The organism is Streptomyces inusitatus (genome assembly GCF_014651115.1).
Taxonomy (GTDB): Bacteria; Actinomycetota; Actinomycetes; order Streptomycetales; family Streptomycetaceae; genus Streptomyces; species Streptomyces amakusaensis.
Genome location: NZ_BMWG01000002.1, coordinates 221,560 through 243,303 on the forward strand (window position 1 = coordinate 221,560; position 21,744 = coordinate 243,303).

At 73.5% G+C, this 21,744-nt stretch carries 16 protein-coding genes; 6 read left to right on the forward strand and 10 right to left on the reverse strand.

The annotated features are described in order from the left end of the window. Window positions 1-13 precede the first annotated feature (13 nt). Window positions 14-637: a DUF3017 domain-containing protein gene (locus tag IE247_RS04805; protein WP_229868660.1), complete on the reverse strand. Its 624-nt coding sequence runs from the start codon at window positions 635-637 to the stop codon at window positions 14-16. Between the two features lie 21 nt (window positions 638-658). Then, complete coding sequence (locus IE247_RS04810) at window positions 659-1,528, reverse strand: bifunctional methylenetetrahydrofolate dehydrogenase/methenyltetrahydrofolate cyclohydrolase (protein ID WP_190121623.1); 870 nt, start codon at window positions 1,526-1,528, stop codon at window positions 659-661. A gap of 300 nt (window positions 1,529-1,828) precedes the next feature. Here IE247_RS04810 and IE247_RS04815 point away from each other — a divergent pair, with 300 nt between their 5' ends. Then, window positions 1,829-2,410, forward strand: a complete 582-nt coding sequence (locus IE247_RS04815; RefSeq protein ID WP_190121624.1) for a hypothetical protein — start codon at window positions 1,829-1,831, stop codon at window positions 2,408-2,410. Between the two features lie 508 nt (window positions 2,411-2,918). Next, window positions 2,919-4,340, forward strand: coding sequence for a protein kinase domain-containing protein (locus tag IE247_RS04820; RefSeq protein WP_190121625.1), 1,422 nt, complete (start codon window positions 2,919-2,921; stop codon window positions 4,338-4,340). A 113-nt stretch (window positions 4,341-4,453) separates the two neighbouring features. Here the strand turns inward: IE247_RS04820 and purH are convergent, their stop codons facing one another. Then, window positions 4,454-6,046, reverse strand: a complete 1,593-nt coding sequence (gene purH / locus IE247_RS04825; protein WP_190121626.1) for a bifunctional phosphoribosylaminoimidazolecarboxamide formyltransferase/IMP cyclohydrolase — start codon at window positions 6,044-6,046, stop codon at window positions 4,454-4,456. Further along, on the reverse strand, window positions 6,043-6,678 hold the full coding sequence (gene purN / locus IE247_RS04830; protein ID WP_190121627.1) for a phosphoribosylglycinamide formyltransferase: 636 nt from the start codon (window positions 6,676-6,678) through the stop codon (window positions 6,043-6,045). Before purN ends, purH begins: the two co-directional genes overlap by 4 nt. A 310-nt stretch (window positions 6,679-6,988) precedes the next feature. On the opposite strand from purN, the gene IE247_RS04835 reads away from it, so the two are divergent. Continuing rightward, a complete protein-coding gene (locus IE247_RS04835; RefSeq protein WP_190121628.1) occupies window positions 6,989-7,873 on the forward strand; it encodes a hypothetical protein in 885 nt (294 codons plus the stop codon). On the opposite strand, the gene IE247_RS04840 is transcribed toward IE247_RS04835, so the two are convergent. Beyond that, window positions 7,863-9,860 (reverse strand): cell division protein PerM, encoded by a 1,998-nt coding sequence (locus IE247_RS04840; RefSeq protein ID WP_190121629.1) that lies wholly within the window; start codon window positions 9,858-9,860, stop codon window positions 7,863-7,865. The two genes, IE247_RS04835 and IE247_RS04840, sit on opposite strands and share 11 nt — an antisense overlap. Window positions 9,861-9,976: 116 nt before the next feature. Between IE247_RS04840 and IE247_RS04845 the strand changes: the two genes are divergently transcribed. Further along, a complete protein-coding gene (locus IE247_RS04845; protein WP_190121630.1) occupies window positions 9,977-11,527 on the forward strand; it encodes a helix-turn-helix domain-containing protein in 1,551 nt (516 codons plus the stop codon). A gap of 123 nt (window positions 11,528-11,650) precedes the next feature. Here IE247_RS04845 and sucD read toward each other — a convergent pair whose 3' ends face one another. The 5 genes from sucD to IE247_RS04870 all read right to left on the reverse strand — a co-directional run bounded on the left by sucD (window position 11,651) and on the right by IE247_RS04870 (window position 18,729). Further along, window positions 11,651-12,535: a succinate--CoA ligase subunit alpha gene (gene sucD / locus IE247_RS04850; RefSeq protein ID WP_190121631.1), complete on the reverse strand. Its 885-nt coding sequence runs from the start codon at window positions 12,533-12,535 to the stop codon at window positions 11,651-11,653. Between the two features lie 14 nt (window positions 12,536-12,549). Then, window positions 12,550-13,725 (reverse strand): ADP-forming succinate--CoA ligase subunit beta, encoded by a 1,176-nt coding sequence (gene sucC / locus IE247_RS04855; protein ID WP_190121632.1) that lies wholly within the window; start codon window positions 13,723-13,725, stop codon window positions 12,550-12,552. A 260-nt stretch (window positions 13,726-13,985) separates the two neighbouring features. Next, window positions 13,986-15,155, reverse strand: coding sequence for a vWA domain-containing protein (locus IE247_RS04860; RefSeq protein ID WP_190121633.1), 1,170 nt, complete (start codon window positions 15,153-15,155; stop codon window positions 13,986-13,988). After that, window positions 15,152-17,656 (reverse strand): DUF5682 family protein, encoded by a 2,505-nt coding sequence (locus IE247_RS04865; protein ID WP_373305522.1) that lies wholly within the window; start codon window positions 17,654-17,656, stop codon window positions 15,152-15,154. Before IE247_RS04865 ends, IE247_RS04860 begins: the two co-directional genes overlap by 4 nt. Further along, window positions 17,614-18,729 (reverse strand): ATP-binding protein, encoded by a 1,116-nt coding sequence (locus tag IE247_RS04870; RefSeq protein WP_190121634.1) that lies wholly within the window; start codon window positions 18,727-18,729, stop codon window positions 17,614-17,616. The genes IE247_RS04865 and IE247_RS04870 overlap by 43 nt, the downstream gene beginning before the upstream one ends. A gap of 117 nt (window positions 18,730-18,846) precedes the next feature. Between IE247_RS04870 and IE247_RS04875 the strand changes: the two genes are divergently transcribed. Further along, window positions 18,847-19,935 carry an SWIM zinc finger family protein gene (locus IE247_RS04875; protein ID WP_229868664.1) on the forward strand — a complete coding sequence of 363 codons (1,089 nt, stop codon included), beginning with the start codon at window positions 18,847-18,849 and terminating at the stop codon, window positions 19,933-19,935. A 97-nt stretch (window positions 19,936-20,032) separates the two neighbouring features. Continuing rightward, window positions 20,033-21,682 (forward strand): DUF5691 domain-containing protein, encoded by a 1,650-nt coding sequence (locus IE247_RS04880; protein ID WP_190121635.1) that lies wholly within the window; start codon window positions 20,033-20,035, stop codon window positions 21,680-21,682. Window positions 21,683-21,744: the final 62 nt, after the last annotated feature.

Sequence of the window (21,744 nt, forward strand, 5' to 3'; positions counted from 1 at the left end):
GCGGATGAACGCGCTACTCCCGGAAGGTGAAGCGGACCAGATCCTCCAGGAACGGCAGATCCAGCCAGGGATCCGGCTGGGCCAGCATCGCCAGCAGGGTGATGACCACGCCCAGCAGACCGTAGGTGAGCAGGTCGGTGAAGCGGGAGCGCACGGCGAGCATGCCCACGGAGGGCAGGACCCTGCGCAGCGCCGCGCCCGTGAGCAGGCCCGCGCCGACCAGCAGGGTGCCGATCCGGAACGCCTCGTCGAAAGGGTTCAGACCGACGATCAGCAGACCGGTCCCGACCAGGGCCAGCACCGTGAGCAGCGGCCACTGCCGGGCGGGGGCGGGCGCGTCCCCCGGGGCGGCGCGACCGCCGCCCTCGGGGCGCGCGGTGTGCGTGGTGAGGCTCGGCGGCGGACGGCGGACGGCGGACGGCGGCGGAGCGGGCTCGCGCGCGTCGCCGTCACCGCTGTCACCGCTGTCTGCGCTGTCGCCATCGCCGGCCTCAGCCCCGGGCTCCGGGGCCGTCTCCGCGTCCGTGCCGGGCTCCGTCCCCGCGTCCCGGCGGGCGGCCGGCGCGGGGTCCTGGGCGGGACCCGCCGGGCCGCCGCCGCCCCCGACCTCGCGGTCGTCGTTCATCCGTACGCCCATGAGGGCAGCCTCTCTCCCCGCTCAGCCCGCCGCGCCGACGCCCGCCGCGCGCTCCGCGGCCTCGACCACATTGACCAGCAGCTGCGCACGGGTCATCGGGCCGACGCCGCCCGGGTTCGGGGCCACCCAGCCCGCCACCTCGGCGACTCCGGGGTGCACATCCCCCACGATCTTGCCGTTCTCGTCCCGGCTGACGCCCACGTCGAGCACCACCGCGCCGGGCTTCAGATCCTCGGGCTTGATCAGATGCGGCACGCCCGCCGCCGCGATGACGATGTCCGCCTGCCTCAGATGCGCGGCGAGGTCCCGCGTACCCGTGTGGCACTGCGTCACGGTGGCGTTCTCGGACTTACGGGTCAGCACCAGCGGCATCGGCCGCCCGATGGTGATGCCGCGACCGACGACGACCACATTCGCGCCGTTGATCTCGACCCCGTGGTGCCGGAGCAGCTGAACGATTCCGTACGGGGTGCAGGGCAGCGGGCCCTCGATCCCGAGGACCAGCCGGCCGAGGCTGACCGGGTGCAGGCCGTCCGCGTCCTTCGCCGGGTCCATCAGCTCCAGCACCCGGTTGGCGTCGATGCCCTTGGGCAGCGGCAACTGGACGATGTAGCCGGTGCACTCGGGGTTCTCGTTGAGCTCCCGGACGACCGCCTCGATCTCCTCCTGGGTGGCGGTCTCGGGCAGTTCGCGCTGGATCGACGCCAGGCCGACCTGCGCGCAGTCACGGTGCTTGCCATTGACGTACCAACGGCTGCCCGGGTCGTCCCCGACCAGCAGGGTGCCGAGGCCGGGCGTCACTCCCTTCGCCTTGAGGGCCGCCACACGGGCGGTCAGTTCCGATTTGATCGCGGCTGCGGTGGCCTTGCCATCGAGAATCTGGGCGGTCATGGGCACATCCTCGCGGATGGACCCGTCCCTGTTCCAATCCCGCCCGCTCCAGGGCCTTCCCCGCCCTCCGGCACCGCGTCCGTCCGGCCCCTCGGACCCGCTCCCGACGGCCCGGCAATGGCCGGAAGAGCAGGTTGCACTTGCACAACACCTTGGGATACCGACTGGACAAAAAGTAAGCGCTAATACCACGATGACCGCTGCAGTGCCGCGGAAAGTCTGGGGGCCAAACCGCTGATCTTGTGACTTCCTCCATTCGGACCGCGCCGTCCCCGCACTTCCAACGGAGGAATTCCCGCCATGAGCTTCGGCGACCCGAACAACCCCTACGGCCAGCAGCAGCAGGGCGGTCAGCCGGACTACGGCTACCCCCAGCAGGGCCAGCCCCCGGCGCAGCCCGGATACGGCTACCCGCAGGCCCCGCCGGTCCAGCCCTATGACGGCTTCGGCGGCGCGCCCACCAAGATGCCCGGCAGCGTCAGCGCCGCCCGCGTCATGCTCTATGTGATCGCCGGTTTCCAGGTGATCGGCGCGGTCATCATGTTCCTGAGCGGCGCGGCCATCAGCGCGGCGAAGGACGACCCGGCCCTGAAGGACGACGTCCAGTTCCAGGAGCTGGCCGACCTGTCCAGCGGCGCTGTCTACGGCATCGGCGTCCTCGTGCTGCTGTGGGGCGCGCTCGCCATCTTCCTCGCCGTGAAGTTCGGCAAGGGCGGCAACGGCATACGCATCACCGCCATGGTCTTCGCGATCATCACGGCGATCCTGGGCATCTACCCGTTCATCCTCATCGGTCTGGCCCACACGGTCCTCGCGATCCTCATCGCGGTGTTCGTCGGCAAGTCCGACGGCGGGGCCTGGTTCAACCGCCCGCGTCACTGATCGTCACTGATCGTCCGGGGTGAAGGCCGCGGCTCACGTCTCCGGGCGGGAGCCGCGGCCTTCCGCGTACCCGGCGATCGATATGCGTTTGTTGTGCGGACGTTTATCGGCGCTTCCTACCGTGGCACCGTGCTCCGAAGAGCGGGAGCCCACGGGAGGAGTGAGCCGTGTACAGCGTCATCGTGGTGCCCCCACCGGCCGGTGGCCGCCGCCGGGCAGCCCCCGGCGCGTCCCCCCTGACCGCCCTGACCGCCCCGTCCGCCCTGACCACTTCGTACCCCCCGACCACCTCGTACCCCCTGTTCGTCCCGACCCCCCTGTTCGCCCCGTCCGCCTCGCGGGCGATTCCCCCGGCGAATCCCCACGCTTTCCCCCGCGCTTTCCCCGAACTGTTTCGCGACGCTTTCCCCACCGCGTCCACCTGGGCGTTTCCCCGTCCGGGCAGCGACTCCACGCACCTCTCGCCGCACGCACAGCCGGAAACCGAGCCTGGAGTGGAGCGGGTCCGATGAATTTGCATTTCGACTCACTGGCCCTACCGGTGCCGCCCGGATACCGGGTCGGTCCCTGGGAGGTCCGCGAGCCGCTGGCCTCCGGCGCGTTCGCCACCGTCTACGCGGGCCGGCGTGCCGAGGCCGCGACCGCAGCCGGCACGCACGGCCTGCCGGGCCCGCCCGCCGAGGTGACGCTCAAGTTCCTGCCCGCCGGCACCCGCACCCCCCGTCAGCTCGACCATCTCCGGGAGATCTCCGCACGGGAGCCCGAGGTGCTGCGCCGCATCCGGCGGCCCCGGCTGATCCGGATGCACCAGACACTCACCGTGGACGACCCCGCCGAACCCCTCATCGACGGCGCGACCGTCGTCGTACTGGAGCGTGCCGAAAGCTCCCTGGAGAGCCTGCTGCGCCACTGCCCGCGCCCGGCGGCCGGGCCCGCGCTGCTCGCCCAGATCTGCGAGGGCCTCCATCAGCTGCACCACTCGGGATGGGCGCACGGAGCCCTCAAGCCGGGCAATGTCCTGCTGATGCCCGATCAGAGCGTCCGGCTGGGGGACTTCCACCAGGCGAGCGAGCCGCACGGCGCGCACGGCTACGCGCCCGCCTTCCAGACCACCGACTGGAGCGCCCCGGAACTCCTGTGGGACCGGGCGGGCGAGCCCGACGGGCATCTGCGGGCCGCCGCCGACATCTGGGCGTTCGGCGTCCTCGCCCATCTCGTGCTCACCGGATCGCTGCCGCTGCCCGGGGCCACCCCGGGGGCCCGCAGGGACGCCGCCGTACGGTACGCGCGGGGCGAGGAGGAGCTGAGCCTCTCGGCGGAACTGCCCAAGGAGTGGCGGGAGATCGTCACCGTCTGCCTGGCCCCCGGTCAGGAGGAGCGGGCCGCTCTCGACACCGGGGAGCTGCTGCGGCGGGTCGAGACGGCCGCCGGTGTGCCCGCCTCGCCCCGGCTCCCCCGCCGGTTCATGGGGCGGCGTCCGGTCGGCCGCCGCCCCGCGCGAAGACGCCGACGGCGGTCCGACGCCGGACTCCGCTCACCGGTGGGCTGGAGCTCCACGGTGGCGGCCGTCGTGGCGTGCACCCTCATGCTGATCGTGCTCCGGGACACCCCGACGGCGGAGGCCGCCGGGTACGACCGGTGTGCCGTCGGCCATGTCTGCTTCTTCAGCGAGGAGGACGGCGAGGGGGAGATGTGCGCCTGGTACGACGACGAGCGGGACTGGCACTCCGAGTTCTCCGTCTGCGACTGGGGCCGGGACTCGCCGCCGCGGTCCGTGCTCAACAACGGATATGTCGACGATCTGCCCGGGGCCCACTACTTCGAGAAGAAGGACTTCAAGGAGCCGGTGGGCTGTCTTCAGCCCCTGGAACGGCGGAACCTCAAGGGTGAGGTGCTGATCCGCTCGGTGAAGTGGCTGCCCAGCTGCTGAGCCGTCGGGCCACAGGGCCGGGGCGGGCGGCGATGTCCTCCCACTCGCCGCCCGCCCCCACCACTCGGTGAACTCGGTGAACCTCAGTGAACCTCAGTGGATCTCAGCAGATCTCAGTGGAAGAAGTGGCGCGTGCCCGTGAAGTACATGGTCACGCCCGCCTTCTTCGCCGCCTCGACGACCTGCTCGTCACGGACCGAGCCGCCCGGCTGGACCACGGCCTTGACGCCCGCGGCCGTCAGGATCTCCAGCCCGTCGGGGAACGGGAAGAACGCGTCGGACGCGGCGTACGAACCGCGCGCCCGCTCTTCGCCCGCGCGCTCCACCGCGAGCTTCGCGGAGTCGACGCGGTTGACCTGCCCCATGCCGACGCCGACCGAGCCGCCGTCCTTGGCGAGCAGGATCGCGTTGGACTTGACCGCGCGGCACGCCCGCCAGGCGAAGGCGAGTTCGGCCAGCTCATCGGCGTTCAGCGCGTCGCCGGTGGCCAGCGTCCAGTTCGCCGGGTCGTCGCCCGGGGCCTGGAGCCGGTCGGTGAACTGCACCAGCGCGCCGCCGTCGATCGGCTTGGCCTCGACCGTGGAGGAGGGCGCGTCGGGGCTGCGCAGCACCCGGATGTTCTTCTTGCGGGCGAGCACCTCGACCGCGCCGTCCTCGTACGCCGGGGCCACGATCACCTCGGTGAAGATCTCCGCGACCTGCTCGGCCAGCTCGACCGAGACCGGGCGGTTGACGGCGATCACGCCGCCGAACGCGGACAGCGGGTCGCAGGCGTGCGCCTTGCGGTGCGCCTCGGCGACATCCGCGCCGACCGCGATGCCGCAGGGGTTGGCGTGCTTGATGATCGCCACGCACGGCTCGGCGTGGTCGTACGCGGCACGGCGCGCGGCGTCCGTGTCCGTGTAGTTGTTGTACGACATCTCCTTGCCGTGAAGCTGCTCGGCCGCCGCGAGACCGGCGTTGCTCCCGCTCACGTACAGCGCCGCGCCCTGGTGCGGGTTCTCGCCGTAGCGCAGCACATTGGAGCGCTCGTAGGTGACGCCCACGAAGTCGGGGAAGCCGGACTCGTCGGCGGGGGCGTACGCGGAGGCGAACCATCCGGCGACGGCCACGTCGTACGCGGCGGTGTGCTGAAACGCTTCGGCGGCGAGGCGCTTGCGGGCGGCCAGGTCGAAGCCGCCGTCCCGGACGGCCGCGAGGACGTCCGCGTACCGCTCGGGGCTGGTGACGACCGCGACCGAGGGGTGGTTCTTGGCGGCGGCGCGGACCATCGAGGGGCCGCCGATGTCGATCTGCTCGACACACTCGTCCGGGGACGCGCCGGAGGCGACGGTCTCACGGAAGGGGTAGAGGTTGACGATCACCAGGCCGAAGGGCTCGACGCCCAGTTCCGCCAGCTGCTCGCGGTGCGAGTCGAGCCGGAGATCGGCGAGGATCCCGGCGTGGACGCGCGGGTGCAGCGTCTTGACCCGGCCGTCCAGGCACTCGGGGAAGCCCGTCAGCTCCTCGACCTTGGTGACCGGCACCCCGGCGGCTGCGATCCGCCCGGCGGTCGAGCCGGTGGAGACCAGTTCCACGCCCGCCTCGTGCAGACCCCGGGCGAGATCCTCCAGACCCGTCTTGTCATACACGCTGACCAGCGCTCGCCGGATGGGCCGCTTCCCGGCCTCGGCGGCCACGGCGGCCTCAGTAGCGTCAACAGTCACGGGAAAACTACCTTTCGTCCCTCAATGCGATAGCCGTTACGGGCCAGACGCCCCACGACCTCGACGAGCAGCGCTCGCTCGACATCCTTGATGCGCTCATGGAGAGCGGCTTCATCGTCCGCATCCCGGATCCCGATCGCGCGCTGGGCGATGATCGGGCCGGTGTCGACGCCGTCGTCGACGAAGTGGACGGTGCACCCGGTGACCTTGGCTCCGTACGCGAGCGCGTCACGCACCCCGTGGGCACCGGGAAAACTGGGCAGCAGGGCGGGGTGCGTATTGACCACCCGCCCGCCGAAACGGGCGAGGAACTCCTTGCCCACGATCTTCATGAAGCCGGCCGAGACCACCAGATCCGGTGCGTACGCGGCGGTCGCGTCGGCCAGCGCGCGGTCCCAGTCGTCACGCGAGGCGTGGTCCTTCACCCGGCAGACAAACGTCGGCAGACCGGCGCGGTCGGCGCGCTCCAGACCGGCGATGCCGCTCCGGTCCGCCCCGACGGCGACGACACGGGCCCCGAAGCCCTCGGGGTCGGCGGCGACGGCGTCCAGGATGGCCTGGAGATTGGTGCCGGAGCCGGAGACCAGGACGACCAGGCGTGCGGGACCGGCGGAGGAGGGCGGGGAGGCCACGGCGGGTCTCTTTCTCGCGTGCGGAAGGCGGGTGTTTCGGGTGTCTCTCGCGATGTGTCCGTGCGTGGGTTCCGCCGCGAACGCGGAAGCCAGCGCATTTGTATGGTCGTACGAATAGCTCGTGTTCCCCGATACGGGGAACTCTACGAAGAGGCCGACCGTCAGCAACGATACCGGCACACGGGACGGCCCCCACGGGACGGGGGCGTGGCCGGGAGGTAGCGTCAGGGGACAACGGCCCGTCTCCCGACGGGATCCACGACACAAGACCCACCGCGCACCACGGGTCTGAGGGGAAGACGTTCACCAGATGCCGGACCGACGCCGCCGTACGGACCTCCTGTTGCCGCGGGAGCGCCAGTCCACCGACGACAACAACCCCTTCGCACCGCCGCCCGAGGGGAAGCCGGACCAGCCCTGGCAGCCCCGGCAGCCCTCCGGCGGCTCCTCCGACCCGTCGGGCTCCGGTTCGGGGTCCGGTTCCGGTTCTGGCTCCGGGTCCGGTTCCGGTTCCGGCTCCGGGTCTTCCGACGGCTCCTCGGACTCCTCGGGCGACCGGGGCGGGCGGGGCGGCTGGGGCAGCCAGTGGAGCAGCCGCCAGCCGGGCCGCTCGTCGGGCGGCTTCGGCGGGCGCCCGGGGCAGAACGGATCCAACGGCGGCCAGCAGGGCCCCAACGGCTCCCCCTCGGGGCTGCGCTGGGACCCGACCGACCCGGCCCAGCGCCGCGCGCGGTACGCGCTGCTCTCGGGCATGTGGGCGTTCTTCTTCGCGATCTTCGACTTCACCGAGATCGCGCTGCTGCTGGGCGCGCTGGCCCTGTACTGGTCGATCAGCTCCCTGCGGGCGAAGGGCGAGCGGCCCGCGAGCGGCGACGCCAAGGCCGCTTCCGCGCCGTCGGCCGGGCCCGCCGCCACCACCGGCGGCTCCGGCGGGGCCTCCGGGTCTTCCGGGTCCTCCGGGTCTTCCGGCAACGGCGGCGGCCGGCTCTCCAACCGCTCCCAGCGGACGGCGGCCATCACCGGTCTGGTGATGGGCGCCATCGCACTGGGGATCGTGGCGGCCGCCTTCACCGCGCAGCTGGTCTACCGCGACTTCTACACCTGCGAGCGGGACGCCCTGACGAAGGACGCCCAGCTCTCCTGCAACGAGAAGCTGCCCAAGCCGCTGCGGGACGTCATCGGCGTCACCGAGTAGCCGTCCCGTCCCCGGGAGCGCCCGGCCACGGGCTCGCGGGGGCGGCCCACGGCCGGTCGGCACCGGCTGCGGCGGCCTCCGGGCCCGGTTCCGTTTCGGCTTCTGTCCCGGCCCTTGACCCGGCTTCGGGTCTGCCTTCCGCCTCGGCCCCCGGCTCGGCCCCCGGCTCGGCCCCCGCCGGGTCCGGGGCGAGTGCCCGCACGGGTTCCGGCCTCGGAGCCCCGCCGGACCGGTCGGGGTCGACGGGGTCGGTTCCGGTGGCCGGAATGGACTTCTGCTCCGATTCCGCTTCCGCTTCCGCTTCCGCCGGTTTCCCGGCCGGGCCCGACGGGGCGGCGGCGGGCTCCGCGCCCTGTTCCGCGTACGGATGCGGGCGCGGGCGCTGGTCCGCGGCGGGGCCGTCCGAGCCCCGCGCGTGCTCCGGCTCCGGCTCCGGCTCCGGCTCCGGCTCCGGCTCCGGCTCCGGCTCCGGCTCCGGCTGGATGATCCGCCCCGGGGCAAGGATCAGATCCAGCCCCAGATCGCCTTCCCGCTCCGGCGCGGGACCCCGGTCCGGGGGCGACGGACGCTCGGGCAGAAAGTCGTACTCCTCGAAGGGGTTCTTCGCCCCGGCCCCGCCGGAGCGCGCCCGCCCGCGCCGGGGCACCCTCGGCAGCCGGTCCCCGCGCAGCCGCAGCCTGCCGCGCCGCACCCCGGCCCCCGCCCCGTACCCGGTGACGACGCGCCAGATCCGCACCCCCACCGCCACCGGTACGGCGATCACCACCGACCAGCAGAGCGCCGCCGCGCCCGTCAGCCACCACACCGGGCCGAACGCCGCCAGCCGCTCCGTGCCCATCGGGCCGCCCGCGACCGCCGCGAGCGCCGCCATCAGCACCGCGCAGCCGACCGCGCCCAGCAGCGCGGCGCGCGCGGTCTCCCGATTGCTCCAGGCGCTCTCGCGTTCGCCGTACCGGGGCGCGGCGCGATCCGCCGTGAACCAGGCGATCACCAGCGCCGCCACCACGGGGACGGCGGCGGAAGCCCAGTTCAGGGGTGTCCCCGGGCCCTCCGCCGGGATCGCGGCGACCAGCGGGAAGCCGGGCAGCGCGGGATCACCGGTCAGCGCCAGCGGCGTCGCCGTCGACCCCGTGCCGAGCGCGAAGCCCGGCCCGAGCCCGTACGCCGCACCCCACACCGCCGCGTTGGGCACCAGCGCGATCCCCAGCAGCAGCACCGCGAACCGTCCCGACCAGGTCCCCGAGAGATGCAGAAACGAATCCTGGGCGGCGTCCGCGTGCCAGACCAGCGCCGAGGCGACGAGCAGCGCGCCGCCGCCGAGCAGCACCAGCGCACCGGCGGCGGCCGAGCGCAGCGCGACGGTCACCCGGGTGCGGGCCAGCCTCACCCGGGCCGGACCCGGCAGCCACGGGGGCAGCGGGCCGCCCGGGCTGTGGCTCGCCGTCCACACCCCCGCCACCGCGCATCCCACCGTCACCAGCGGCAGCCGCAGCAGCGCGCTCAGCGGATCCGCCGCCGGTGAACCGCCCGTCGCGTAGAGCGTGACCACCGCGCCGACCAGCAGATATCCCGCACTCACGGCACACACCGCGCCCCAGGGCGCGGGCCGTGGCCGCCGGCCGTCCGTGTCCGGCACCAGCCCGTCGCGCGCGGCCCGCACGATCAGCCACCCCGGAAGCACCACCAGCAGCAGCGGCACCAGCCCGACCGGGGCCGGCTGCCCGGAGAGGGTCCCCTCCCGCACCAGCTCGGTGCCGTGGGCCAGCAGCCAGAACGCGGCCGCGACGTGCAACGCCCCGTCAGGGCCGTTGTCCGGGTACGGCGAACTGATCCACACCCCCATCACCAGCACGGCGAACGCGCCGAGCCCGAGTCCCGCCGCGGTCGCCCCCCGTACGAGACAGGCGGCCAGAGCGGCGCGGCGACCGCCCTGCACCAGGACCGGAGTCTGCGAGTACGAGGGGCCGTGATCGGTCGTCTGGGTCACGCGGCCATGCTGCCAACGACACGCGCTCTATCCATGTAACGGGCGAATAGCCGTTGTGTCGCTCAAGATACGTTTATGTACTTTTATGCAGAGTGCAGCGCTTCGGGGAGTCCTTCATGACCCAGAGCACCACCCACTCCGCTTCCAACGCGACGCCACTGCCCTCCCCCAAGGAACGGCGCAGGCTGCGCGAGGCGAAGTCCATGAGCGAACAGGAAGTCGCGACGGCGGTGGGCGTCACCAAGGCGACCGTCCGCGCCTGGGAGACGGGCCGCAGCGAGCCCAGAGGCCGCCGTCGCGAGGCGTACGCGAAGCTGCTGGGGATCGCCTCCGGCGGCCGAGTGGCACAGACGGGCGCCGACGACGACGCCGAGGACCGTTTCTCGGCCGGGACCGAAGCCGGTCCTTCGGCGGCGATCGCCGCCGGGACCAGGACCGGGGCCACGGCCGTCTCCCGGGGCGGGGCCGTGGCCGCAGCGGATGCGTGTACGGGTCCTGAGGCCGAACCCGGTGCCAGGTCTCTGGCCGGAGCCGGGGCCGGGGCCGCTGACGAGCGCCGGGCGGAGGCCGGGGCTGAGGTGAGAGCCGGAGCCGGGGCCGGGGCCGGGCCTCTGGCCGAGGCGGAGCCCGACGCCGGAGCCCTGGTCGGCGCGTCGGCCGGGGCGGCGCCCGGGACCGGGCCGCAGACACAGCCTCCCCCCGAAGCCGCGGGCACCGCAGCCGGGGCCGATTCGGCCCCCGGCCCGGGCGGCGCGCACGAGGGGGCGCACCCCGGACACCCGGCGGCCCCCCGGCCCACACCACCCGAACGGAGGAAGCGGCCGACCTGGGCCGAGCGGGAGCCGGAGCGGCCCCGGGCGCCCGGGGAGCCGACGCCGTCCGAGGCGTTCGACGCGCTGTACGCGCATGCCGCACCCGCCCTCGTACGCCAGGCCTTTCTGCTCTCCGGGCGGCGCGGGCTCTCGCACGAGGCCGTCGAGCGCGCCTTCCACATCGCTTGGCAGAACTGGCCGGAGGTCGCCCGCGACCGGGACCCGGTGGGGTGGGTGCGGGCCGCCGCGTACGAGTTCGCGATGTCGCCCTGGCAGCGGCTGCGGCGCGCCCACCGGCACCCGGACTCCCCGCCGCTGGAGCGTGAGCAGCGCGCGCTGCTCGACGCGCTGCTGGAGCTGCCGCCCCCGTACCGCCGGACGCTGGTGCTCTACGACGGTCTGGGCCTGGATCTGCCCGAGACCGCGGCGGAGACCGAGGCGAGCACTCCGGCGGCGGCCAACCGGGTGCTGCACGCGCGCGATGCCATCGCGCGGCGGCTGCCGGAGGTGAATTCGCCCGAGGAGCTGCATCGGCGGCTGGCCGCCCTCGCCGACGCCTGCCCGCCGCCGCAGCCGGTGCCCGCACGTTCGGTGCGGGAGGGCAGTGAGCGGCTGGTGTGGTTCTGGACGCGGACCGCGCTCACCGTCACCGCGCTGATCGTCGGGGCGACCGGCTTCACCCTGGCCACCGCGCCGAGCCAGTACGAACCGGAGGTCTCCCCGGGGCAGCGGGTCGAGGGCATCCCGGCGCACGCCGGGCCGCAGCCGCTGACCGACCGGGGCAGAGAGCTGCGGGAGCGGCTGCTGTCCGAGCCGGCGCACGGCCCGGGGCGGCTGGTGCCGCGGATTCCGTGACAGACGCGTCCGGGCCCGCACCCCCGGTGAGGGGGCGCGGGCCCGGACGCGTTTTACCGCTCTGTGTCGCCTGTACTGCTACTGCTACTGCTACTGCTACCGGTAGTGCTACCGGTATCGGCGTCAGCCGTTGAGCAGCTCGCGCGCCAGCTTGGCCGTCTCGGTCGGGGTCTTGCCGACCTTGACGCCTGCGGCCTCAAGGGCCTCCTTCTTGGCCTGCGCGGTGCCGGAGGAGCCCGACACGATGGCGCCGGCGTGGCCCATGGTCTTGCCCTCGGGGGCGGTGAAGCCCGCGACATAACCGACGACCGGCTTGGTGACGTTCGCCTTGATGAAGTCGGCGGCACGCTCCTCGGCGTCGCCGCCGATCTCGCCGATCATCACGATCAGCTCGGTGTCCGGGTCGGCCTCGAAGGCGGCCAGGGCGTCGATGTGGGTGGTGCCCACGACCGGGTCGCCACCGATGCCGACGGCCGAGGAGAAGCCGATGTCACGCAGCTCGTACATCATCTGGTAGGTCAGCGTGCCGGACTTGGAGACCAGTCCGATACGGCCGGGCTTGGTGATGTCGCCCGGGATGATGCCGGCGTTGGACTGACCGGGAGTGATCAGACCGGGGCAGTTCGGACCGATGATCCGGGTCTTGTTGCCCTTGCTGATGGCGTACGCCCAGAAGGCGGCCGAGTCGTGGACCGCGATGCCCTCGGTGATGACGACGGCGAGCGGGATCTCGGCGTCGATCGCCTCGATGACAGCGGCCTTGGAGAAGGCCGGCGGCACGAAGAGGACGGAGACGTCGGCCCCGGTCTTCTCCATCGCCTCGGCGACCGTGCCGAATACCGGTACCTCGGTGCCGTCGAAGTCGACCGTCGTACCGGCCTTGCGCGGGTTCACACCGCCGACGATGTTGGTGCCGTCACCCAGCATGAGCTTGGTGTGCTTCATGCCCGTGGCACCGGTCATGCCCTGGACAATGACCTTGCTGTCCTTGGTCAGGAAGATAGCCATGGTGGTCTGATCCCTTACTTCGCCGCGAGCTCGGCGGCCTTGTCGGCCGCGCCGTCCATGGTGTCCACGCGCTGCACGAGCGGGTGGTTGGCGTCGGAAAGGATCTTGCGACCCAGCTCCGCGTTGTTGCCGTCGAGGCGCACGACGAGGGGCTTGGTGACGTCCTCGCCCTTCGCCTTCAGCAGCTCCAGAGCCTGGACGATGCCCTTGGCGACCTCGTCGCAGGCGGTGATGCCGCCGAAGACGTTGACGAAGACGGACTTGACGTCCGGGTCGCCGAGGATGATCTCCAGGCCGTTCGCCATGACCTCGGCGGAAGCGCCGCCGCCGATGTCGAGGAAGTTGGCGGGCTTGACGCCGCCGTGGTTCTCACCGGCGTAGGCGACGACGTCGAGGGTCGACATGACCAGACCCGCGCCGTTGCCGATGATGCCGACCTCGCCGTCGAGCTTGACGTAGTTGAGGTTCTTGGCCTTGGCGGCGGCCTCCAGCGGGTTCGCCGCGGCCTTGTCCTCCAGCGCCTCGTGCTCCGGCTGGCGGAAGTCGGCGTTCTCGTCGAGGGAGACCTTGCCGTCGAGCGCGATGACGCGTCCGTCGGCGACCTTGGCCAGCGGGTTGACCTCGATGAGGAGGGCGTCCTCGGCGATGAAGGTCTTCCAGAGGGTCACCAGGATGTCGGCGACCTGGTCGGCGACCTCCGCCGGGAACTTCGCGGCCGCGACGATCTCGCGGGCCTTCTCCAGGCCGACGCCCTCATTGGCGTTGACCGGGATCTTCGCGAGGGCCTCGGGCTTGTTGGCCGCGACCTCCTCGATGTCCATGCCGCCCTCTACGGAGGCCATGGCCAGGAAGGTGCGGTTGGTGCGGTCGAGGAGGTACGAGACGTAGTACTCCTCGGCGATGTCGGGCGCGGTCTCCGCCAGCATGACCTTGTGGACCGTGTGGCCCTTGATGTCCATGCCGAGGATCTGACCGGCCTTCTCGACCGCGTCATCCGGGCTGGAGGCCAGCTTCACGCCACCGGCCTTGCCGCGGCCGCCGACCTTCACCTGCGCCTTGACGACCGAACGGCCGCCGAGACGCTCGGTCACCGCGCGCGCCGCCTCAGGCGTGTCGATGACTTCACCGGCCAGCACCGGTACACCGTGCTTGGCGAAGAGATCCCTCGCCTGGTACTCGAACAGGTCCACGCGCGTCCGTCCCTTTTCTGATGATCGCGGTTCGTTTTCTGCGTGGGCGTGCCGCGAAGGGCAACGTGACTGCGATGTCACAAGGGAGGCGCGCACGGTGTCCGGGCACGCGGCATGTCCGCCTCGCAGAGTATCCCCGTGGCCCGTACCTCCCTAAATCCCAGCTCACACATCAGTGGTGAGAACGGTCACAGATGCGAAAGGGGTCTGGGGCCTGCGATCCGAATATCCGTGCCCCGGGAGGACGCCGGAGACCGGGATCAGGGATCGGGTACGGGCAGCGGGCGCTTCTCCATCGCGGCGGCCATGACCTCGGGGAAGAGGTCCGGCGTACAGGCGAACGCGGGAACGCCCAGGGCGGCGAGGGCGGCGGCGTGCTCCCTGTCGTACGCGGGCGTGCCTTCGTCGGAGAGCGCCAGCAGCGTGACGAACCGCACCCCGGACGCCTTCATCGCCGCCACCCGCTTGAGCATCTCGTCCCGTATCCCGCCCTCGTACAGATCGCTGATCAGCACGAGGACGGTCTCGGCCGGTCTGGTGATCCGCGACTGGCAGTGGGCGAGGGCGCGGTTGATGTCGGTGCCGCCGCCGAGCCGGGTGCCGAAGAGCACGTCGACCGGGTCGTCCAGGCGGTCGGTGAGGTCCACGACCGAGGTGTCGAAGACGACGAGCCGGGTGTGGAGGGAGGGCATGGAGGCGAGGACCGCGCCGAAGACGGCGGCGTGGACGACGGAGGCGGCCATCGAGCCCGACTGGTCCACGCAGAGCACCACGTCCTTGCGCACGGACCGGGACGCGCGCCCGTGGCCGACGAGCCGCTCGGGGACGACGGTGCGGAGCTCGGGCAGGTAGTTCTTGAGGTTGGCCCGGACGGTGCGGTCCCAGTCGATGTCCCGGTGCCGGGGCCGGCTGGTCCTGGCGGACCGGTCGAGGGCCCCGGTGAGGGTGGAGCGGGTGCGGGTGGCGAGTCGCTTCTCCAGCTCGGCGACGACTTTGCGCACCACGGCGCGGGCGGTCTCCCTGGTGGTCTCGGGCATGGCCTTGTTGAGCGAGAGGAGGGTGCCGACGAGTTGGACGTCGGGCTCGACCGCGTCCAGCATCTCCGGCTCCAGAAGCAGTCGGGAGAGGCCGAGCCGGTCGATGGCGTCGCGCTGCATGATCTGGACGACGGAGCCGGGGAAGTAGCGGCGGATGTCGCCGAGCCAGCGGGCGACGGAGGGCGCGGACGCCCCGAGCCCGCCGGCGCGGCCCCGGCCGCCGGTGCTCCCCGGCCCCTCCTGACCGCCGTAGAGGGCGGTCAGGGCTCCGTCGACGGCCAGGTCCGTCCCGGTGAGCGGGCGGCCGGTGCCGTCGGCCGGACCCCCGCCGAGTACCAGCCGCCACCTTCGCACCCGCTCGTCCTGGCCCGTCGGCTCTGCCGTCCGGCTCATGCCCCCGCCTCCGTCCGTTCGCCGTGCGCGCCGCAGCGGCTGGTGTCGTCAGTACTGCCGGTGCCGGTGCCGATACCGGTGCCGAGGAGGAGCCGGAGCACCGGCAGTACGGCGTCGGCCCGCTCCCCGTGGAGACCGGGGCCGAAACCGGGGGCCGCCGGGGCGTCGGGCCGGACCGGACCGCCGCCGGAGCCGGCCGCACCGCGCCGGAACAGCTCGCCCAGGGTGTGGCGGACGGCGGGCTCATAGGCGGAGAAGGTGCGGCGCAGCAGCGGCAGGATGTCGGTGAACGCCTCGGCGGAGACTCCGGTGAGCCAGTCGTCGACCAGGGAGCGGAGCCGTTCGTCGTGGATCAGGAGCATCCCGCCGCCGGAGGCTCCCCCGACGAAGCCCTCTATCCAGGCGGCGGCGTCGGCGGGCGGGGTGCCGGCCGAGAGAGCGAGGCTCATGTGCCCGGCGGCCTCCTCCTCGTCCAGCCGTCCGTCGTCGAGGAGGATCCGGGCGGCTCTGCCGCGTATGACCCCGGGCACTGTGTCCCGTGCGGCGAGCCGGTGGAGCGCGGAGCTCCAGCGCTCGGTGGTCTTCGAGGAGTCGGGGAGCAGGCCGATCGCGGTGTGGACGGCGTCGAGATGGCCTCGCATCCGGTCCGCGCCGTCCGCGTCGAGTCCGGTGCAGGCGGGTGGCAGGCCGACGCAGATCCGTTCGGCGAGGCCTGCCGCGACCTCGGCGAGGGCGGTGGTGTCGGTGGCCCGGACATCCCCGTATCGCAGCGAGCGGGCCAGTGCGGGGAGGGCCCGGGCCAGCTGTCCCACGTCGGTGCCGAGCGCGGCGCGGTCGGCGAGCGCGCGCATGACGACGGGCAGGGCGTCGGTGAGCCCGGCGAGCAGGCACTGCTCGGCGAGGGCGGTGAGACCGGCGAGGTCGGTCGTGCCGAGGGCCCGGTGCTCCGCCCTGGCCGTGGCGGCGGAGCGCACGGTGGTGCCCCACGATCCGGCTTCGGCGACCCTGATGTGCAGTTCGGGGTCCCAGCGCAGCCGCCAGCTCTCCCGGAAGGTGCCGGTGCTCCCCCGGCCCTCGAAGGGTTCTCCCCAGTCGACGGAGAGCAGCCGGAGCCGGTGCAGCAGCCGGCTCCTGGCGGCGTCGGTCTCCTTGCGGAGGTCCAGCTCCAGTTCGCGCTCCAGGGCCTCGGGTCTGAGCCGCAGGGAGCGCTGTGAGCGGCTGAGGTCCCGCTGGAGGGGGACGGCGGGGGCGTCGGGCGGGACTTCGCCGAGGGCGTCCCCGACGATCAGCCGGTCGCGGATGAGGTCGAGCGGGACGTCGGAGCCGTCGCACATGACCGCCCGGACGGCGTCGGTGGTCTCGGTGAGCCCGGCGACGGGGCGGCCGCGCAGGGCGGCGAGGGTCTCGGCGAGCCGGACGGCCTCGATGACATGGGCGGAGGAGACCGTCAGATCCTCGTCGCGCAGCAGCCCGGCGATCTTGGTCATCCAGCGTTCGACGGGGCGGTCGGGGGCCCGGAAGAGGTGTTCGTACCACCCCGGGGAGTCGATTCCGGCGCCGTAACCGCTGTGGCGGGCGAGTCTGCGATGGGTCCAGGGGACCCAGGTGATCTCGGTCTTGACCTTGGGGAGCCCTTTGAGGAGGGCTCTGTCGGCGGCGAGGGTGGTCCGCCGGCGGAGCGCGGGCACGTGCCAGGCTCCGCAGACGACGGCCACCCGGTCCCCGAACTCCTTGTGCGCGGAGCGGAGCCGAAGCCTCATATGGGCTTCCCTGACGAGGTCCCGATGGTGGCCTCCGGGGCCGTGGGCCGCTCGCAGCTCGTGCATGGCATCGGCGAGGGCGGTGAAGGGGGCGAGGGGGTCGCCGTCGCCGAGTCCGCCTCGGTGCTCGACGACGTCCTCCCACCACCGCTCGGGGTCGTCGTGTCCGGCGGTCTCGGCGAGCGCCGCGAGCGGGTCGATCCGAACGCCGTCGGCCGCCCGGCCGTCCTCGGAGCCCCGGGGCACCGCGTCCCACCCCGGGTCGGGGACGGCGTCCCATTCGGGGTCCCCCGTCGGCCGGCGGGCCGGGCGCGCTGCTCGGGGGAGGGCGGCGCGGGGTGTCTCCGGGTGGTCCGGGCGGTTCCCGTCCCTGTCCAAAGGCGTCGCCAGCGAGTTCGCCGCCGGGAGGTCGATGAAGCGCACCGGGACCCCGCGCCCCAGCGCCCAGCGGATCGCGGCCCACTCCGGGGAGAATTCGGCCAGCGGCCAGAACGCGGCCCTGCTCGGCTCGTCCACCGCGTGGGCGAGCAGCGCGACCGGGGGCCGCATCCGCTCGTCCGCCGCCAGAGCGATCAGCGCGTCGCCCTCCGGCGGTCCCTCGATCAGCACCGCCTCGGGCACGGCCGCCTCCAGCGCGGCCCGCACCGCCCGCGCCGAGCCCGGTCCGTGGTGCCGCACTCCGAGCAGCAGGGGGCCTTTCACACGCTCACCTCCCGGCACGCGCGGTAGAAGTCCTGCCAGCCGTCCCGCTCGCGGACCACCGTCTCCAGATACTCCTGCCAGACGACACGGTCGGACGCCGGGTCGCGCACCACCGCGCCGAGGATCCCGGCCGCGACGTCCGCCGGCCTCAGCACCCCGTCGCCGAAGTGCGCGGCGAGCGCCAGCCCTCCGGTGACGACGGAGATCGCCTCGGCCGTGGAGAGGGTGCCGGATGGCGTCTTGATCCTGGTGCGGCCGTCGGCCGAGACGCCGTCCCGGAGTTCTCTGAAGACGGTGACGACGCGTCTGATCTCCTCAAGCCCTTCGGGGGCCGGGGGCAGATCGAGCGAGCGGCCGATCTGGCCGACGCGCCGGGAGACGATGTCGACCTCGGCCTCGGGCGTCGCGGGCAGCGGCAGCACGACGGTGTTGAAACGGCGGCGGAGCGCTCCGGAGAGGTCGTTGACACCTCTGTCCCGGTCGTTGGCCGTGGCGATGAGATTGAATCCGCGCACCGCCTGGACCTCCTGCCCCAGTTCGGGGACCGGCAGGCTCTTCTCGGACAGGATCGTGATCAGGCTGTCCTGCACATCCGCGGGGATCCGGGTCAGCTCCTCGACCCGCGCGGTCATGCCCTCGGACATGGCGCGCATCACGGGGCTGGGCACCAGCGCCTCGCGGCTGGGGCCGTGGGCGAGCAGCCGCGCGTAGTTCCAGCCGTAGCGGATCGCCTCTTCCGGTGTGCCCGCCGTGCCCTGGACGAGCAGGGTCGAGTCGCCGCTGACCGCGGCGGCGAGATGCTCGGAGACCCAGGTCTTGGCGGTGCCGGGCACCCCGAGGAGAAGCAGCGCCCGGTCCGTGGCGAGCGTGGTGACGGCGACCTCCACGATCCGGCGCGGGCCCACGTACTTGGGTGTGATCACGGTGGTGCCGTCCGGCAGCAGGCCGCCCAGCAGATAGGTGGAGACGGCCCACGGAGAGAGCAGCCAACCGGCCGGCCGGGGACGGTCGTCGGCCTGGGCGAGTGCTCGCAGTTCGTCCGCGAAGGCGTCTTCCGCGTGGGGCCTCAGGACCTCGGCTCCGGTGCCTACAGAGGTTTTGGACGCAGTCATGCCTCCCCCTTCAGATCGCTCGATCCGATGTGCTTCCACACTGCACCACGCCACTGACAATCGACCGTCCGCGCAGGTCAGGGCCGATTGTCAGTGGTGGCACCTAACGTCGTGGGCATGTTGCGATCGAGCGGGGGACAGCCCCCGGAGCCTGCCGTCCCCGGGGCGGGCCGGCCGTCGGAGCCGTTGCCGCCGACGGCTTCTGACCCCGCGTCACGCGATGCCGGGCCGGGCGCGGGGCGGGCCGGGAGGTCCGCCGGTCCCGAGGCGGCCGCGCGCAGGGCGGAGCGGCGGGCCGGGCGGATCACCGCCGGGGCGACGGAGCTGGAGCGGCGGCTGTCGGATCTGCTGCGCGGCGGCCTGGCGGAGGCCGAGCGGTCGGGTCATGGACTGTGGGAGGAGACGGCGGCCCGCATGGTCGACGCCCAGGCCCCGGGGCTGGCCGCGCGGGTGCGGGAGTTGGGCGCGCTCCCCGGCTCCGGTCCCGGCTGGCCGGTGCGGCTGCTGGAGGAGTGCGCGCTGACCCATCTGCTGGACGCGGCCTGGCTGGGCGTCGACCGGCTGCCGGAGCCGCTGGCCGCGACCGTGCGCGCGAGGGTCGGCCTCACCGCGCCCGCCGCAGGCCGGCCGGTCCACGACCATTGGCTGGTCCTCGCTCAGTGCGACTCGTCCGACGGGAAGATCATCACCCGCCGTATCTGGGTGTACGGGCGGGAGTCGGGGCGCGTCGCGCTGCTGCTGTCCTTCGGCGCCGGGGGCGGCTCTCCCCGGCTGGCGCTGCCGGTGGGCATGGCCGTCGAGGCCTGGCTCACCCCCCATCTGGGGGGCGGCGGGCTCCGGGCGGAGCTGGGCGAGCCGGTGGGGCCGCCCGTCCCGATCGACGCGCCGCCGCGCGGCGGACCGGTGTCGGCGGCGCTGGACGCGTACGGGCACGCGCTGCGGGCGGATCCCTGGCTGGACGCCTGGCCGGTGACGCTGGCGGAGGTGATACCCGTCCCGTACGGCGGTGGCTGGCAGTTGGCGGACGCGCACGGCGGGGACGCGCTGCCCATCGCACCGGCCGCGCTCTCCCGCCCCGGGCTGTGGAGACTCGCGGCGCTCTCCGGCGGAGGCCCGGTGACCGTGTTCGGCGAGTGCGGTCACCGGGGTGTGACCCCGCTGACCGCGTGGTCGGCGGACGGCCCGGAGGCGGTGCCCCTCGTCTGACACGCCCCGGCCCACGGCCCGATTCCCGCCGCCCCGCCGCCCGTGCGGCCCGCGCCACCCGCTGACCGCTGACCCGCCGCCCCTTACGGAGGACGCCTTGACCAGAAGCACCAGCGTCTCGCTGTGGGAAGAACTCGTCACCTCGGCCCTGCTCGGCACCGACCGCCGTACACCGCCCCGGGCGGTCATGGCCCAGGGCGGCGAAGCGCCCGTCGCCCTGCTCGACGCGGCGGCGCTGCACACCGTGCGCCGGAGGGCGGGGCTGCTGCCCGCGCCGGCCGCCGCCCGGCCGGAGCCGGCGGCGCGCGACGACCGGCCGCTCCTCCCGGAGGCGGCGTGCGACCGGCTCGCACAGCTGCTGGCCGGCCGTTCGGCCTCGTCGGCGGGCGGCCGCCGAAGCGCGGCTCCGGATCTGACGGAGCTGCTGCCCCAGTGGCTGGCCACAGCCAATGAGCAGGGCTATCGGCCCCCGCCGCCGCTGCTTCCGGCACTGTTGGACGCGGCCCGGGCGCGGACGGATCTGCGGCCCCGGGTGCTCGCCTTCGCCGGGGCCCGGGGGCTGTGGCTGGCCCGGTTCAACCCGGAGTGGCGGTTCGCGCTGCGCAGCGCCTCGGGCCAAGGCGTGCCGCTTCCCGAGACGACCGACGCCGAGGCGGTCCGGAGGCTGTGGGAGGAGGGACTCTTCGCCGAGCGGGTCGCGCTGCTGACGGCGGTCCGGGAGCGGGACCCGGGCGACGGACTGGCCCTGCTGTCGGGAAGCTGGGCGACGGAGCGGGCCGAGGACCGGCTGATGTTCCTGGACTCCCTGCGGACGGGTCTGTCCGACGCCGACGAGCCCTTTCTGGAACGGGCGCTGGCCGACCGCAGCCGCAATGTGCGGGCGACGGCGGCCGAGCTGCTCTCGGCGCTGCCGGACTCGGCGCTGGCAGGCCGGATGGCCGCGCGCGCCTCGTCCTGCCTCGGGATGGACCACAGCGGCGAGAGACCCGCGATCGCCGTGGAGGCCCCGCACGAGTGCGACACGGCCATGCAGCGCGACGGGGTGCCGCCGACCCCTCCGACGGGCCGGGGCAACCGGTCCTGGTGGCTGGGGCAGTTGGTGGCCGCGGCCCCTCTGTCCACCTGGCCGGGGAGGTTCGGCGGGCGGACGGCGCGCGAGATCGTGGCGCTCCCGGTCATGGACGGCTGGCGCGAGGAGCTCCATGCGGCCTGGTGCCGTGCGGCGGTGCGCCAGCGCGACGCGGAGTGGTCCCGGGCCCTGCTGGGAGCGCCCGGCATCCCCTCGGAGGCCGGCCCTGGCACCTCCTCACTCGCCGAGCGGGCGAAGCTGCTGACGACGGTCCCGGAGCGGGAGCGGGCCGACTGGGTCGCGGAGTTCATCGCGGCGCACGGGCTGTCGGAGGCGTTCCAGCTGCTGGGCGTCTGCGCGGTGCCCTGGTCCGGCCCGCTGGGCGGCGCGGTGGTCGACGCGCTCGGCACCGCCCGGGACACGGGCGGCTACCCCTGGAGTTTCAGCGGGGTGATGGGGCTGGCGGAGCGGTGTCTGGACCCCTCGGAGGCCGGGCGGCTCACCCTGCTGACGGGGGCCGCGGACGGGACGGGGAGTTCGCCGTCCGGGGCCGGGGGCTACTGGTCGGAGGCCTTCCAGCGACTGGCCTCCACCCTCCGGCTGCGCGCCGCCATGCACCGCGAACTGACCTCTCCGCCGCCGGACAAGGCCGCGGACCCCGGCGTCCGAGGCCCTTGAGGACGATCCTCGCGCCATCGGCCCGGGCACCCGGCCCGGACCGGACCTCAGCCGCAGTTCAC

Coding starts and splice junctions, on each gene's coding strand:
- IE247_RS04805 (WP_229868660.1), bottom strand. CDS start 637: ATGGGCGTACGGATGAACGACGACCGCGAGGTCGGGGGCGGCGGCGGC.
- IE247_RS04845 (WP_190121630.1), top strand. CDS start 9,977: ATGACCCAGAGCACCACCCACTCCGCTTCCAACGCGACGCCACTGCCC.
- IE247_RS04820 (WP_190121625.1), top strand. CDS start 2,919: ATGAATTTGCATTTCGACTCACTGGCCCTACCGGTGCCGCCCGGATAC.
- IE247_RS04810 (WP_190121623.1), bottom strand. CDS start 1,528: ATGACCGCCCAGATTCTCGATGGCAAGGCCACCGCAGCCGCGATCAAA.
- IE247_RS04835 (WP_190121628.1), top strand. CDS start 6,989: ATGCCGGACCGACGCCGCCGTACGGACCTCCTGTTGCCGCGGGAGCGC.
- IE247_RS04875 (WP_229868664.1), top strand. CDS start 18,847: ATGTTGCGATCGAGCGGGGGACAGCCCCCGGAGCCTGCCGTCCCCGGG.
- IE247_RS04815 (WP_190121624.1), top strand. CDS start 1,829: ATGAGCTTCGGCGACCCGAACAACCCCTACGGCCAGCAGCAGCAGGGC.
- IE247_RS04870 (WP_190121634.1), bottom strand. CDS start 18,729: ATGACTGCGTCCAAAACCTCTGTAGGCACCGGAGCCGAGGTCCTGAGG.
- IE247_RS04860 (WP_190121633.1), bottom strand. CDS start 15,155: ATGAGCCGGACGGCAGAGCCGACGGGCCAGGACGAGCGGGTGCGAAGG.
- sucD (WP_190121631.1), bottom strand. CDS start 12,535: ATGGCTATCTTCCTGACCAAGGACAGCAAGGTCATTGTCCAGGGCATG.